At 62.9% G+C, this 14,703-nt stretch carries 12 protein-coding genes; 11 read left to right on the top strand and 1 reads right to left on the bottom strand.

The features are described 5' to 3' along the window. Window positions 1–20: 20 nt before the first annotated feature. The 11 genes from AC1DS6_RS27080 (at window position 21) to phoR (ending at window position 12,409) form a co-directional block, all read left to right on the top strand. Entirely contained in the window at window positions 21–686 is a 666-nt protein-coding gene (locus AC1DS6_RS27080) for an RlmE family RNA methyltransferase (protein WP_035860545.1), read from the top strand. Window positions 687–789: 103 nt separating this feature from the next. After that, a complete protein-coding gene (gene ftsH / locus AC1DS6_RS27075; protein ID WP_441627457.1) occupies window positions 790–2,673 on the top strand; it encodes an ATP-dependent zinc metalloprotease FtsH in 1,884 nt (627 codons plus the stop codon). 251 nt (window positions 2,674–2,924) lie between these two features. After that, window positions 2,925–3,722, top strand: coding sequence for a dihydropteroate synthase (folP, locus tag AC1DS6_RS27070; RefSeq protein ID WP_441627455.1), 798 nt, complete (start codon window positions 2,925–2,927; stop codon window positions 3,720–3,722). An 87-nt stretch (window positions 3,723–3,809) separates the two neighbouring features. Continuing rightward, on the top strand, window positions 3,810–5,156 hold the full coding sequence (glmM, locus tag AC1DS6_RS27065) for a phosphoglucosamine mutase (RefSeq protein WP_035860542.1): 1,347 nt from the start codon (window positions 3,810–3,812) through the stop codon (window positions 5,154–5,156). A 259-nt stretch (window positions 5,157–5,415) separates the two neighbouring features. Further along, window positions 5,416–6,450 (top strand): phosphate ABC transporter substrate-binding protein PstS, encoded by a 1,035-nt coding sequence (gene pstS / locus AC1DS6_RS27060; protein WP_441627453.1) that lies wholly within the window; start codon window positions 5,416–5,418, stop codon window positions 6,448–6,450. A 242-nt stretch (window positions 6,451–6,692) separates the two neighbouring features. Beyond that, a complete protein-coding gene (gene pstC, locus AC1DS6_RS27055) occupies window positions 6,693–7,658 on the top strand; it encodes a phosphate ABC transporter permease PstC (protein ID WP_441627451.1) in 966 nt (321 codons plus the stop codon). Then, entirely contained in the window at window positions 7,655–8,557 is a 903-nt protein-coding gene (gene pstA / locus AC1DS6_RS27050) for a phosphate ABC transporter permease PstA (protein WP_441627449.1), read from the top strand. Before pstC ends, pstA begins: the two co-directional genes overlap by 4 nt. A gap of 53 nt (window positions 8,558–8,610) precedes the next feature. Next, window positions 8,611–9,399, top strand: coding sequence for a phosphate ABC transporter ATP-binding protein PstB (pstB, locus tag AC1DS6_RS27045; protein WP_006157701.1), 789 nt, complete (start codon window positions 8,611–8,613; stop codon window positions 9,397–9,399). Between the two features lie 56 nt (window positions 9,400–9,455). Then, window positions 9,456–10,160: a phosphate signaling complex protein PhoU gene (gene phoU / locus AC1DS6_RS27040; RefSeq protein WP_035860529.1), complete on the top strand. Its 705-nt coding sequence runs from the start codon at window positions 9,456–9,458 to the stop codon at window positions 10,158–10,160. Between the two features lie 26 nt (window positions 10,161–10,186). Then, a complete protein-coding gene (phoB, locus tag AC1DS6_RS27035) occupies window positions 10,187–10,894 on the top strand; it encodes a phosphate regulon transcriptional regulator PhoB (RefSeq protein ID WP_045238375.1) in 708 nt (235 codons plus the stop codon). A 171-nt stretch (window positions 10,895–11,065) separates the two neighbouring features. Next, a complete protein-coding gene (phoR, locus tag AC1DS6_RS27030; protein WP_441627444.1) occupies window positions 11,066–12,409 on the top strand; it encodes a phosphate regulon sensor histidine kinase PhoR in 1,344 nt (447 codons plus the stop codon). Window positions 12,410–12,528: 119 nt separating this feature from the next. On the opposite strand, the gene ppk1 is transcribed toward phoR, so the two are convergent. Continuing rightward, entirely contained in the window at window positions 12,529–14,652 is a 2,124-nt protein-coding gene (gene ppk1 / locus AC1DS6_RS27025) for a polyphosphate kinase 1 (RefSeq protein WP_477103524.1), read from the bottom strand. Window positions 14,653–14,703 lie beyond the last annotated feature (51 nt).

Raw genomic sequence — 14,703 nt, 5'->3', positions numbered from 1 at the left:
CTCAAACAGATGTCTCCGGAATGGCCAAGAACAAATTCAATCAGGCGTGGTTGCACGACCATATCAACGACCCCTACGTCAAAATGGCGCAGCGCGAGGGCTATCGGGCCCGCGCAGCGTATAAGCTGAAGGAGATCGACGAGCAGGACAAGCTGATTCGTCCCGGCCAGGTCATTGTCGACCTGGGCGCTGCCCCCGGCAGCTGGAGCCAGTACGCCCGCAACAAGCTGGCGGCTTCGCCGCGCGCCAAGGACGGCGGCATCGACGGCGCGGTGATCGCCATCGACCTGCTGCCCATGGAGGCGGTCGCCGACGTCACATTCATCCAGGGTGACTTCCGCGAGGAGGACGTTTTCCGGCAGCTGGAGGAAATCGTGCTCCAGGCGTCCGGCGGCGCAAAGATCGACCTTGTATTGTCGGACATGGCCCCCAATTTGTCAGGTGTAGCCTTTGCCGATGCTGCCCGTATCGATTACTTGTGCGACCTGGCGCTGGAATTTGCCCAGGCGCATCTGAAGCCGGAGGGCTCATTGCTGGTAAAGTGTTTCCATGGCAGCGGTTACAGCCAGATCGTGGAGAAGTTCAAGCGCCAGTTCAAGGTGGTCGCCAAACGCAAGCCCAAGGCGTCGCGCGACAAGTCTTCAGAGACCTTCATTCTTGGGCGTTACCTCAAGTCGGCGGGGTGAAGCGAGCCTATCGCTTCGATCAATTTGCTTTTTCCCCCGACGCCGGGCGCTGCATTACAATGCAGCTATCCCGTTGGCAAGGCGTTCGTAAAGGAGTTTGGCCTTGAATAACAACCTGTTTCAAAAGGCGGCAATCTGGCTCGTGATCGCGCTGGTGTTGTTTACCGTCTTCAAGCAGTTCGACAAGCCCCGCACGCAGGAAGGCGTCACCTATTCGCAGTTCATGGATGATGCCAAGTCCGGCAAGGTGGGCCGGGTCGACGTGCAAGGCCGTAATCTGGTGGTGACGCCCAAGGAAGGGCAGAAGTACACCATCATCTCGCCGGGCGACATCTGGATGGTCGGCGACCTGATGAAGTACGGCGTTCAGGTGACCGGCAAGGCTGACGACGAACCCAACATGCTGGTGCAGGCCCTGTACTACCTCGGGCCCACCCTGCTGATCATCGTGTTCTGGTTCTACATGATGCGGCAGATGCAGGGCGGCGGCAAAGGCGGTGCCTTTTCCTTCGGCAAGTCGCGCGCACGCCTGATCGATGAAAACCAGAACGCGGTCACCTTCCAGGACGTCGCCGGTTGCGATGAATCCAAGGAAGAAGTGGTCGAACTGGTGGACTTCCTCAAGGATCCGCAGAAATTCCAGAAGCTGGGCGGCCGTATCCCGCGCGGCGTGCTGCTGGTCGGCCCTCCGGGCACCGGCAAGACGCTGCTGGCGCGCGCGATCGCCGGCGAAGCCAAGGTGCCGTTCTTCAGCATCTCCGGTTCGGACTTCGTTGAAATGTTCGTCGGCGTGGGCGCGGCCCGTGTGCGCGACATGTTCGAGAACGCCAAGAAGCAGGCGCCCTGCATCGTCTTCATTGACGAAATCGATGCGGTCGGCCGTCACCGCGGCGCTGGCATGGGCGGCGGCAACGACGAGCGCGAGCAGACCCTGAACCAGATGCTGGTCGAGATGGACGGCTTCGAGGCCAACTCGGGTGTGATCGTGATCGCGGCCACCAACCGTTCGGACGTGCTGGACAAGGCGCTGCTGCGCCCGGGCCGTTTCGACCGCCAGGTGTACGTCGGCCTGCCCGACATCCGCGGCCGCGAGCAGATCCTGAAGGTCCATATGCGCAAGGTGCCGATTGGCAACGACGTCGACGCCTCGGTAATCGCACGCGGTACCCCGGGCTTCTCGGGCGCCGATCTGGCCAACCTGGTCAATGAAGCCGCACTGTTCGCCGCCCGCCGCAGCAAGCGCGTGGTCGACATGCAGGACTTCGAGGACGCCAAGGACAAGATCTACATGGGTCCGGAGCGCAAGTCCACGGTCATGCGCGAAGAGGAACGCCGCGCTACCGCGTACCACGAGTCCGGCCATGCGGTGGTGGCAAAGCTGCTGCCGAAGGCGGATCCGGTGCACAAGGTCACCATCATGCCGCGCGGCTGGGCGCTTGGCGTGACCTGGCAATTGCCTGAGCACGACAAGTACTCGAAGTACAAGGACAACATGCTCGACGAGATCGCCATCCTGTTTGGCGGCCGCGCGGCGGAAGAGGTCTTCCTCAACGCCATGAGCACCGGTGCTTCCAACGACTTCGAGCGTGCCACCAAGACGGCCCGCGACATGGTCACCCGGTTCGGCATGAGCGATACGCTGGGTACTATGGTGTATGTGGATACCGAGCAGGATGGCATGTTCGGCAAGATGTCGTCCAAGACGGTGTCGGAAGCCACCCAGGTCAAGGTCGACGCGGAAATCCGCCGCATCGTCGACGAACAGTACAACCTGGCCAAGCGACTGCTCGAGGAAAACCGCGACAAGGTCGAGGCAATGACCGCGGCCCTGATGGAGTGGGAAACCATCGACGCGGACCAGGTCAACGACATCATGGCAGGCAAGCCGCCGCGGCCGCCGCGTGGTGCCTCCAGCCAGAACGGTGGTGGCAACACCCCGTCGGGTGGTTCGCCGGTGGCCCCCGCCAACGCACCCGCCACGGCCTGAGCGGCATAGCCGGCGCGCGGCAACGACGTCGGCGGACCAGTAGCCCTGGTGCCGTAGTGGTGGCTGTAGCGTTTGTTCACCAAGCCTGAAGCCGGCGCCTTGTGCGCCGGCTTTTGCTTTGCTGGCGCCGCATATTGCACAGCCAGGTTTCCTTTATCGTCTCTCGCTCTCGTATCTTGTCGTCGATCTCAACTGATTCGTATTTCCAATGCGGCCGCTACCGATTCGCGCGTGACCGCCGACCCCTGGTGATGGGTATTCTCAACGTCACCCCGGATTCCTTTTCCGATGGTGGCCAGCATGCCGGCCGCGATGCCGCCTTGCGGCATGCCGAACGCATGATTGCCGAAGGCGTGGACATCATCGATATTGGCGGCGAGTCGAGCCGGCCAGGATCGGCGGCGCTGCCGCTGGAGCAGGAACTGGAGCGCGTGTTGCCGATGGTCGAGGCGCTGCGCGACTGTGGCCGGGCCTTGTCGATCGATACCTACAAGCCGGAAGTCATGCGCGCCGCGCTGGCCGCCGGTGCCGACCTGATCAATGACATCTGGGGCTTCCGCATGCCCGGCGCGGTCGAGGCGGTGAGCGGGGCGGATGCCGGGCAGGCCGCGCTGTGCGTGATGCACATGCAACGCGATCCGCAAACCATGCAGGAGCGCCCACAGTACGAGGACGTGGTACGCGACGTGGCCGACTTCCTGCGGGAGCGCATCGGCGTGCTGCGTGATGCGGGCATCGACGATGCCCGCATCACGCTCGATCCGGGTTTTGGCTTCGGCAAGACGCCGGATCATAATCTGCGCTTGCTGGGCCAGTTGCCGCAACTCGCCGTGGAAGGATTGCCCCTACTGGTGGGGTTGTCACGGAAGTCGACGCTCGGCACGATTCTGGGCGGCCGCCCACCGCAGGAACGCGTCGCAGCCAGCCTGGCCGCGGCGGTGTGCGCGGCGGAGCGGGGTGCGTATATCGTGCGCGTGCATGATGTAGCGCAAACCGTGGATGCCCTCAAGATCTGGTGGGCCATCCGTCATGAAACCATTGCCAGTTAACATTTGTTTTGACTATTGGCATCCAGCGTTGCGCATTTAGCCCTTAGCATTCGGCATCGCAAGACAGAACAACGGGAGAAAGACCTTATGACACGCAAGTACTTCGGCACGGATGGGGTGCGCGGCAGGGTAGGCGAGGCGCCGATCACGCCCGACTTCGTGATGCGCCTGGGCTATGCGGCGGGCATGGTGCTCGCCCATGGCGCGAAGCAGCAAGACCAGGCGCGTCCGACCGTGCTGATTGGCAAGGACACGCGTATCTCCGGCTATATGCTGGAGGCCGCACTGGAGGCCGGCTTTACCTCGGCTGGCGTCAACGTGCTGCTGACCGGGCCGCTGCCGACGCCGGGCGTGGCGTATCTCACGCGCGCCCTTCGCCTGTCGGCGGGCGTGGTGATCTCCGCCAGCCATAATCCCTACTACGACAACGGCATCAAGTTCTTCTCGGCAGACGGAGACAAGCTGCCCGACGCGGTGGAAATGGCGATCGAGGAGGCATTGGAAGAGCCAATGGTGTGCGTGCGCTCGGACGATCTCGGCCGCGCACGCCGCATCGAGGATGCCGCCGGCAGGTACATCGAGTTCTGCAAGAGCACATTCCCCTACGAGCAGGACCTGCACAAGCTCAAGCTGGTGGTGGATTGCGCCCATGGGGCCGCTTATCACATTGCCCCCCACGTTTTCCACGAACTGGGCGCCGACGTGATCTCGATCGGCAACCAGCCAGACGGACGCAATATCAATGCGGGCTATGGCGCCACCGCGCCTGAGAAGCTGATCGAGGCTGTCAAGGCCAATGGCGCGGACCTGGGCCTGGCCTTCGATGGCGATGCCGACCGCTTGCAGGTGGTGGACCGCGACGGCCGTCTGTTCAACGGTGACGAACTGCTTTACCTCATCGTGCAGGATCGTCTCCATGCGGGGCAGGCCGTACAGGGCGCGGTGGGCACGTTGATGACCAATATGGCGGTCGAGCTGGCGCTAAAGCGCCAGGGCGTGGAGTTCGTGCGCGCCAAGGTGGGCGACCGCTATGTGCTGGAGGAACTGAACAAGCGCAAGTGGACGCTGGGCGGCGAGGGCTCGGGCCATCTGCTCTGCCTCGACCGGCACACCACCGGCGATGGCATCGTGTCCGCCTTGCAGGTCCTGGCGGCATTGCGCCGTAGCGGCAAGAGCCTGGCCCAGTTGCTGGAAGGCGTTTCGCTGTTCCCGCAGACGCTGATCAACGTGCGCGTCGAGAAAGGCTTCGACTGGCAGTCGCACGCTGGACTGAGCGCGGCGCGTGCTGTGATCGAGCCGCAACTGGAAGGCCGCGGCCGTGTCCTGATCCGTGCGTCGGGGACGGAGCCGGTTGTGCGCGTGATGGTCGAGGCCGAGCAGGCCGATACCGCGGAGCAGGCGGCGCAGACGCTGGCGGACGCGTTGCGGGCCTGAGCATCGATTGATTCGACGCGGTCAGGAATGCCGGGCATTGCCCGGCATTTTTTTGCTCCAATCAGCAATTAACCGGCGGAGTTGAAGGCCAGAAGCGAGAGCGGAAGGGAGGTGAGCGGCAGCTGTTTTATGTGAGTCGAGGCTAACTTCCCAGTCGCCAGCAAGAAGATCTCGTGATGTCATGGAATTGTCATACAGGGGGCATACAGTTCGACTTGTCAAAAAATTGTCATTCCCCAACCATGTCTCTGGAGGACATATGAAGCTGGTCAAGACTGCCGTTGCAGGCATCGTGTCGTTGGTGGTGGCGGGCACTGCGTTCGCGGCGGAAATTACCGGTGCTGGCGCATCCTTCCCGGCGCCCGTCTATTCCAAGTGGGCCGACGCATACCAAAAGGCAACGGGTAACAAGGTCAACTATCAATCCATCGGCTCGTCCGGTGGTATCAAGCAGATTGGCGCCAAGACCGTCGATTTCGGCGCTTCCGACGCTCCCCTGAAGGATGAGGAACTCGCCAAGCAAGGCCTGGTGCAGTTTCCCACGGTGATCGGCGGCGTGGTGCCGGTGATCAACCTGCAAGGTATCAAGCCGGGCGAGCTGACCATCACCGGCGAAGTGCTGGCCAACATCTACCTGGGCAAGATCAAGAAGTGGGACGATCCCGCCATCAAGGCGCTGAACCCGCACGCCAAGCTGCCGAACCAGGACATCTTGCCGGTGCGCCGTGCCGATGGTTCGGGCACGACCTTCATCTTCACCAATTACCTGACCAAGGTCAGCCCCGAGTGGAAGAGCTCGGTTGGCGAGGGCACCACGGTCAACTGGCCGGGCGGCGGCACGGGTGGCAAGGGTAACGAAGGCGTCGCTGCTTTCGTGCAGCGCCTGAACGGCGCCATCGGCTACGTCGAGTACGCCTACGCCAAGCAGAACAAGATGACCCACCTGAACATGAAGAACGCTTCGGGTGCCGTGGTCCAGCCGGGCGACGATGCCTTCAAGGCAGCTGCTGCCGGTGCCGACTGGAGCAAGACGTACTACCAGATCCTGACCAACCAGGCTGGCAAGGCGGCATGGCCGATCGCCGGCGCCACCTTCATCCTGGTTCACAAGAACCAGGAAAAGCCGGCACAGGGCACGGAAGTGCTGAAGTTCTTCGACTGGGCGTACAAGAGCGGTGGCAACATGGCCAGCGATCTCGACTATGTGCCGCTGCCGGACGCCGTGGTGAACCAGATCCGCGCGACCTGGAAGAGCTCGGTCAAGGACGGTTCGGGCAAGGCACTGTACAACTGATCGGCCGGCTGCGAACCCGGCCGCATGTGCGGGCCGGGGTTGCAGCTTCGCCTGCCTGGCGCCCAAAAGGCGCCGGGCAGGCAATAAAGTACTACGCAGCAGCAGAGCAGCATCACAGCAGAAACAGCAACGCAGAACGTATGGCAAACATCCTGGCACCCGCAGCGCAATGCGCCGGCTCACGAGCCTGAGCGGGCGGAGCAGCCGGCGACCTGCCCTTAACCGAACTCAAAAACCACATCATGGCGACTACATCCGATCTATCCGCTGTGCGGCCACCCAGCCGTACCGGTGACATCTTGTTTGGTGGCCTGACGCGCGGCGCCGCCATCGTGACCTTGCTGCTGCTGGGCGGCATCATCGTATCGCTCGCGATCAGCGCGTGGCCCACCATCGAGGCCTTCGGCCTGCGCTTCCTGTGGACCGCCGAGTGGGATCCACCCGCCGATGTCTACGGCGCCCTGGTGCCCATCTACGGCACCATCGTGACCTCGCTCATCGCCTTGATCATCGCGGTGCCCATCAGCTTCGGTATTGCGCTGTTCCTGACCGAACTGTCGCCGGCGTGGCTGCGCCGTCCGCTCGGCACGGCCATCGAACTGCTGGCGGCGGTGCCCTCGATTGTCTACGGCATGTGGGGCCTGCTGGTCTTCTCGCCCATTTTCGGCGAGTACTTCCAGAAGCCACTGGCCGCCACGGTGGGCCAGGTGCCGCTGATCGGCAAGCTGTTCCAGGGCGCGCCGCTGGGCATTGGCCTGTTGTGCGCCGGGGTGATCCTGGCGATCATGATCATTCCCTACATTGCCTCGGTGATGCGCGACGTGTTCGAAGTCACGCCGGTGCTGCTCAAGGAATCGGCTTACGGCATCGGTTGCACGACGTGGGAAGTGATGTGGCGCGTGGTGCTGCCTTACACCCGGGCCGGCGTGATCGGCGGCGTGATGCTGGGCCTGGGCCGCGCGCTGGGCGAGACCATGGCGGTCACCTTCGTCATCGGCAATACCAACCTGCTGGACAGCGCCTCGCTGTTTTCGCCGGGCAACAGCATTACCTCGGCGCTGGCCAATGAGTTCGCCGAAGCCGGCGCGGGGCTGCACACTGCTGCGCTGATGGAACTCGGCCTGATCCTGTTCTTCATCACTTTCGTGGTCCTGGCGCTGTCGAAGATCCTTCTGCTGCGCTTGGCCAAGAACGAGGGCGCAAAATGAGCCAAGCCGCAATGTCTTCCTCCTCCTCCTCGATTCCGGCAGTCAGTCCGGATGCGGACTCAATGCGCAAGCGCCTGCAGGCGCGCCGCCGTCGCACCAATTTCTATGCGCTGACCGCGTCGCTGGGCGCCATGGGGTTTGGCCTGTTCTGGCTGGCCTGGATCCTGTGGACCACCATCTCGCTGGGGGTGGGCGGGCTGTCGATGGACCTGTTCACGCAGATGACGCCGGCGCCGAACACCGCCGGCGGCGGCTTGGCCAATGCAATCTACGGCAGTTTCGTGATGGTCGGGCTGGCCACGCTGTGCGGCACGCCGCTAGGCATCCTGGCTGGCATTTACCTGGCGGAATACGGCAAGACTTCGCCGCTGGCCAGCTTCATCCGCTTCATCAACGACATCCTGCTGTCGGCGCCATCGATCGTGATTGGCCTGTTCGTCTACGCGCTGGTGGTGACCCGCATGGGCCATTTCTCCGCCTGGGCAGGCATCTGCGCGCTGGCGCTGCTGCAGATCCCGATCGTGGTGCGTACCACGGAGAACATGCTGAACCTGGTCCCGAACGCACTGCGTGAGGCGGCCTTCGCCCTGGGCACGCCCAAGTGGAAGATGGTGCTGTCCATCACGGTGAAGTCGTCTTATGCGGGCATCGTCACCGGCGTGCTGCTGGCGGTGGCCCGCATCGCCGGCGAGACCGCGCCACTGCTCTTCACGGCCTTGTCCAACCAGTTCTGGACCAGCGACCTGAACAAGCCGATGGCGAACCTCCCGGTGACCATCTTCCGCTTCGCCATGAGCCCGTTTGTCGAATGGCAGCAACTGGCCTGGGCCGGCGTGTTCCTGATTACCGTTGGGGTGCTGGCGCTGAACATCCTGGCCCGCATTCTGTTCAAGAAATGACCAGCGGCGTGATAGCCACACGGCATTCCCGAAATTCCTTGCGAGAGACGAGCATGACCTCGACCGTCATCGACATTCCCGACACGACCCGCGCCAAGATCGACGTGCGCAACCTGAACTTCTACTATGGCCAGTTCCATGCGTTGAAGAACGTCAACATGTCGATCCCGGAGCGCAAAGTGACGGCCTTCATCGGCCCGTCCGGCTGCGGCAAGTCGACCCTGTTGCGTACCTTCAACAAGATGTACGCGCTCTACCCGGAGCAGCGAGCCGAGGGCGAGATCAACATGGACGGCGACAACCTGCTGACCGCCAAGCAGGACATCGCCCTGCTGCGCGCCAAGGTTGGCATGGTGTTCCAGAAGCCCACGCCGTTCCCCATGTCGATCTATGACAATATTGCCTTCGGGGTGCGCTTGTTCGAGAAGCTGTCTCGCTCCGAGATGGACGACCGCGTTGAGTGGGCACTGTCCAAGGCTGCGTTGTGGAACGAGGCCAAGGACAAGCTCAACCAGTCGGGCTATGGTCTGTCGGGCGGGCAGCAGCAGCGCCTGTGCATCGCACGAGGCATCGCCATCCGCCCCGAAGTGCTCTTGCTTGACGAACCGTGCTCTGCTCTCGACCCGATTTCGACCGGGCGCATCGAAGAACTGATTGCGGAGCTGAAGGATGAGTATACGGTGGTGATCGTGACGCACAATATGCAGCAAGCCGCGCGCTGCTCGGACTACACCGCATATATGTATCTGGGTGAACTGATCGAATTCGGCGAGACCGAGAAGATCTTCATCAAGCCGCATCGCAAGGAAACCGAAGACTACATCACCGGCCGTTTCGGCTGATTTGAGCGTTGTGCACGTAACGCATAGCATGCAAATAGAGCGGCTAGGAGAACAACATGTCTGACAAGCACCTGTCGACCCAATTCGACGCCGACCTGAACGCCATCAGCACGAAGCTGCTGCAGATGGGCGGTCTGGTCGAGTCGCAGATCGAAATCGCCATGCGGGCGCTATCGGAGTTCGATGCCGATCTCGCCGACCAGGTGATCGCGCGCGAGCAGCAGCTCAACGCGCTCGAGCTCGAGATCGATGCCGATTGCGGCAATATCATCGCGCGCCGGCAACCGACCGCGCGCGACCTGCGCCTGGTGATGGCGATTTCCAAGACCATCACCAATCTGGAACGCGCCGGTGACGAGGCGGAGAAGATCGCCAAACGCACCAAGCACATCATGGAAGATTCGGGTGCCCACCAGATCAACTATTCCGAGGTGAAGCTCTCGGGCGATATGGCCATCGCGCTGCTGCGCCAGGCTCTGGACGCCTTTGCGCGCCTGGACACCGTGGCCGCGGCCCGGATCGTCAAGGAAGACAAAGCCATTGATGAAGAATTCCGCGCCTTTGTGCGCAAGCTCATCACCTACATGATGGAAGACCCGCGTACGATCTCGGTCGCGCTCGACTTCCTCTTCATCGCCAAGGCAATCGAGCGTATTGGCGATCACGCCAAGAACATCGCCGAATTCATCATCTACATCGTCAAGGGAACCGACGTCCGCCACGCCTCGCGTGAGGACATGGAGCGCGAAGCGCTGAGTTAAAACGGCGCCACTGCGGAGAAAACTACATGCCAAGCAGCATTCTTGTTGTCGAAGACGAACCGGCGATCGCCGAACTGATCGCGGTCAACCTGCAACACGCGGGACATTATCCGATCCGGGCCTACAACGCCGAGCAGGCACTGTCGCTGATGAGCGACGTGTTGCCGGACCTGGTGTTGCTCGACTGGATGCTCCCGGGGAAGTCGGGTGCAACCTTCGCCAAGGAACTGCGCAACAACGACCGTACCAAGCAGATTCCGATCATCATGCTGACCGCGCGCAGCGAGGAGCAGGATAAGGTACTGGGGCTCGAGGCCGGCGCGGACGACTACGTCACCAAGCCGTTTTCCCCCAAGGAACTGCTGGCCCGCATCAAGGCCGTGTTGCGCCGCCGCGCACCGCAACTCACCGACGACGTGGTTGCCATCAATGGCCTGCGCCTCGATCCGGCCACGCACCGTGTCACCGGCCAGGACGAGACCGGGCTGATCAAGCTGGATCTGGGGCCCACCGAGTTCCGTCTGCTGCACTTCCTGATGACGCATCCGGAGCGCGTGCACAGCCGCTCGCAGCTGCTGGACCAGGTCTGGGGCGATCACGTGTTCGTCGAAGAGCGGACGGTCGACGTCCATATCAAGCGCCTGCGTGCCGCGCTGACGCCCGGCGGGTACAGCAATATGATCGAGACGGTGCGGGGCAGCGGGTACCGTCTGGCGCGCGCTCCCAGCCACTGACACCAGGCTTGCCACGTCGTCGCTGGCGTGGCGCCTGTCGCCGGGCGGGCGGCCGACCGCCGGCCGCTCGCTTGTTGCCTCGCTTGTGGCCTGTTTCTTGTGGCCTGTTTCGTGGCACACTCCACCGCATTCCCTGCGGTCCTGCCGCCTGCCTGACCTTCTTCCTTCTTCATGAACGTCATCTGGGCCCGTTCGGCGGCCATCCTGATCTTCCTGGCCCTGGCTTCGTCGGGGCTGTACTTCCTTGCCGGTCCCGTACCCGCGCTGGCCATGATGTGCGTCGCGCTGCTGGGACTCTTGCTCTACTACCTGTACCAGATCAACCGTCTGTGGAAAGTGCTCGACGCGCCGGCCTACGGCGAGATTCCCAGCGCGCTCGGGCTGTGGGGCGAGGTGTATTACCGCCTGCATCGGCTGGTCAAGCGGTGGCGTACCCAGGTGCTCCAGGTCGAGCAGCAACATACCCGCTTTATCCAGGCCATCCAGGCTTCGCCCAACGGCGTGTTGATGCTCGATGACGCCGACCAGATCGAGTGGTGCAACGACGTGGCCGAGCAGCACTTCGGCCTCAATGCGCGGCGGGACGTGCGCCAGCGCATTACCCACCTGATCCGGCGCCCCGAGTTCGTCCAGTATCTGCACCTGCAGCGTTTCGACGATCCGCTGCTGATGCGCGACATGGGCGAGCACAAGCGCAGCGTGATTGCCGTACAGATCCTGCCTTACGGGGAGAACCGCAAGCTGGTGCTGACGCACGACATCACCAAGCTGGAGAACACCGAGGCGATGCGCAGGGATTTCGTCGCCAATGTCTCGCACGAGTTGAAGACGCCGCTGACAGTGCTGACCGGCTTCCTGGAGACGGTGCGCGACCTGCCGGTATCGGAGCAGGATCGCAACCGCTATCTCGACATGATGCTGGTGCAGTCCATGCGCATGCAGCATCTGGTCGAGGACTTGCTGGTGCTGGCCAAACTGGAAAGCGACGAGCAGCCGCCGAGCCCGGAGCGCATCGACATGGCCGAACTGGTCGGGCACCTGGTGCATGACGCCGAGGCGCTGTCGCAGGGCGGCCATCAGGTGTCCGCGCAGATCGATCCGGCGGTGGTGATCCGCGGCGCGGAGCGGGAACTGCTATCGGCATTCGGCAACCTCGTTTCCAACGCGGTGCGCTATACGCCCGAGGGCGGGCGCATCGGCATCGCGCTGACGTACGAGAACGAGCACGCCATCTTCTCGGTCAGCGATACGGGCCTGGGCATCGCCGCCGACCACATCCCGCGCCTGACCGAGCGCTTCTACCGGGTCGATCGCAGCCGCTCGCGCGATACCGGCGGCACCGGCCTGGGGCTGGCCATCGTCAAGCACGTGCTGTCGCGCCATCATGCCGATCTGCGTATCACCAGCGAGGTAGGCCGCGGCAGCGTGTTCCGCGTGGTATTCCCGACCGATCGCAGTGGCTACGTGCCGGCCGCCGTGCCGCGCCCCGGCCAGTCGCCGCAGAAGGCAGCCTGACCAGGGCGATTCTCGGTGGTCAGTCGCCGGCCCAGACCGGAGGTTTGCGGCTGGCCCAGGGCATCGACTGCTCCAGTTCGCTGGACACGGCACGCCAGGCGTGCCGTGCCACCCGCGCCTCAGGCACTGCCGAACATGGCCAGCAAGTCGTGCTGGCTGACGTGGGGCTGCTTGGACTTGGTGTGCTTGCGTGTGTAGCTACCGTCTTCCTGCATGATCCAGGCGGAAGCATTGTCGCGCAGGTGAACGCGCAGGCTCTCGCTGATCACGCGCGCCTTCAGTGTCTTGTCCAGTACGGGGAAGGCGACCTCGACCCGGCGGAACAGGTTCCGGTCCATCCAGTCCGCGCTGGACAAGTAGACGACATCGGCACCGTCGGCCAGGAAGTAGTAGACGCGATGATGTTCCAGGAAGCGCCCGACAATCGAGCGTACCGTGATGTTCTCCGACATGCCCGGCACGCCCGGACGCAGCGCGCAAACCCCACGGATGATCAGGTCGATCTTCACGCCGGCGCGCGAAGCCTTGTACAGCTCATCGATGATAGACGGCTCCAGCAGCGCATTCATCTTGGCCATGATGTGCGAGCGCTTGCCGGCGCGGGCGTTGCGCGCTTCCGCGCGGATATGCTCGACCAGGTTGCTCTGCATGGTGAACGGCGACTGCCACAGATGGTTCAGCCGGATGGTGCCCGCGGTGCCGGTGAGCAGCTGAAACACATGCTGGACGTCCTCGCAGATCTGCTCGTTGGCGGTGAGCAGGCCGAAGTCGGTGTACAGCCGCGCGGTGCGCGGATGGTAGTTGCCGGTGCCCAGGTGCGCGTAGCGGCGCAGCTTGTACTGCTTGCTCTTGGCGCCGGCCAGTTCCCGGCGGACCATCAGCAGCATCTTGGCATGGCACTTGTGGCCGACTACGCCGTAGACCACGTGCGCGCCGGCGGACTCGAGCCGTTCGGCCCAGTTGATATTGGTTTCTTCGTCGAAGCGCGCCAGCAGTTCCACCACGACCGTGACTTCCTTGCCATTGCGGGCCGCGGTCATCAGCGCTTCCATCACCGGCGACTCGTTGCCGGTGCGATAGACAGTCTGCTTGATGGCCACCACGGCGGGATCGACTGCGGCCTGCTGCAGCAGGTCGAGCACCGAACTGAAGCTCTCGTAGGGGTGATGCAGCAGCACGTCCTGCTGGCGGATCGCGTCGAACATCGGCACGCCAGGCACGAATGCCTTGACCGGCGCCGGCACGTGGGGCGGGTACTTGAGGGCGGGGCGGTCGACCAGGTCGGGGATCTGCATCAGCCGCACCAGGTTGACGGGGCCGCTCACGCGGTAGACATCCTGCTCGCCCAGGCCGGATTCGAGCAGCAGTCGGCGCGCGATCGTCGGCGGTGTGTCGGAAGAGATTTCCAGGCGCACCGTGTCGCCAAAGTGGCGGGTGGGCAGCTCGCCCTGCAGCGCTTCGCGCAGGTCCGTGATATCGTCCTCGGACACAAACAGGTCAGAGTTGCGGGTGACGCGGAACTGATAGCAGCCGTTGACCTTGATGGCGGGGAACAACTCATGCACGAAGCCTTGCATGAAGGACGACAGCAGCACAAAGCCGTAGGGATAGCCCGAGAGCTCCTCGGGCATCCTGACCATGCGCGGCAGCGCGCGCGGCGCTTGCACGATGGCCAGGTCGGCCTCCCGGCCGAAGGCATCCTTGCCCGACAATTCAATGACAAAATTCAGGCTCTTGTTGAGTACCCGCGGGAAGGGGTGGGCCGGGTCCAGCGCGATCGGCGTCAGGACGGGGCCGAGTTCGCGCACGAAGAAACTGCGCGCCCATTCGCGTTGCGCCTCGTTCCAGGTGGAGGTCAGGTGAAAGAACACCCCTTCTTTCTCCAGCAGGGGGAAGATCACGTTTTGCAGCATGTCATACTGCATCGCCACCAGCGTTTGCACGCGTTCCGTTACGATCTGGTAAGCCTGCTGCAGCGAGAGCCCATCGGGGGTGATGCCGGACGGATTGTCACGCATCTGCTCCTTCAATCCGGCCATGCGGATCTCGAAGAACTCGTCCAGATTGCTTGATACGATACAGATGAACTTCAGACGTTCCAGCAACGGCACCTTGGCGTCAGCAGCCTGTGCCATCACTCGCGTATTGAATTCCAGAATGCCCAGTTCACGGTTGAGCAGCGTGCCAGGTGGGCTTGTCGACATTGGCATGACCTTCTTTTGGTAATGCGGCGACTTTTTCATAGATTGATGTCAAATTGATGACAAAGTGATTTTGTCACGATGCAGACATGA

This window comes from Cupriavidus sp. 05L310 (assembly GCF_056398185.1).
The sequence above is the reverse complement of the archived record's forward strand: the minus strand, read 5'-3'. Positions and strand labels throughout refer to the sequence as shown.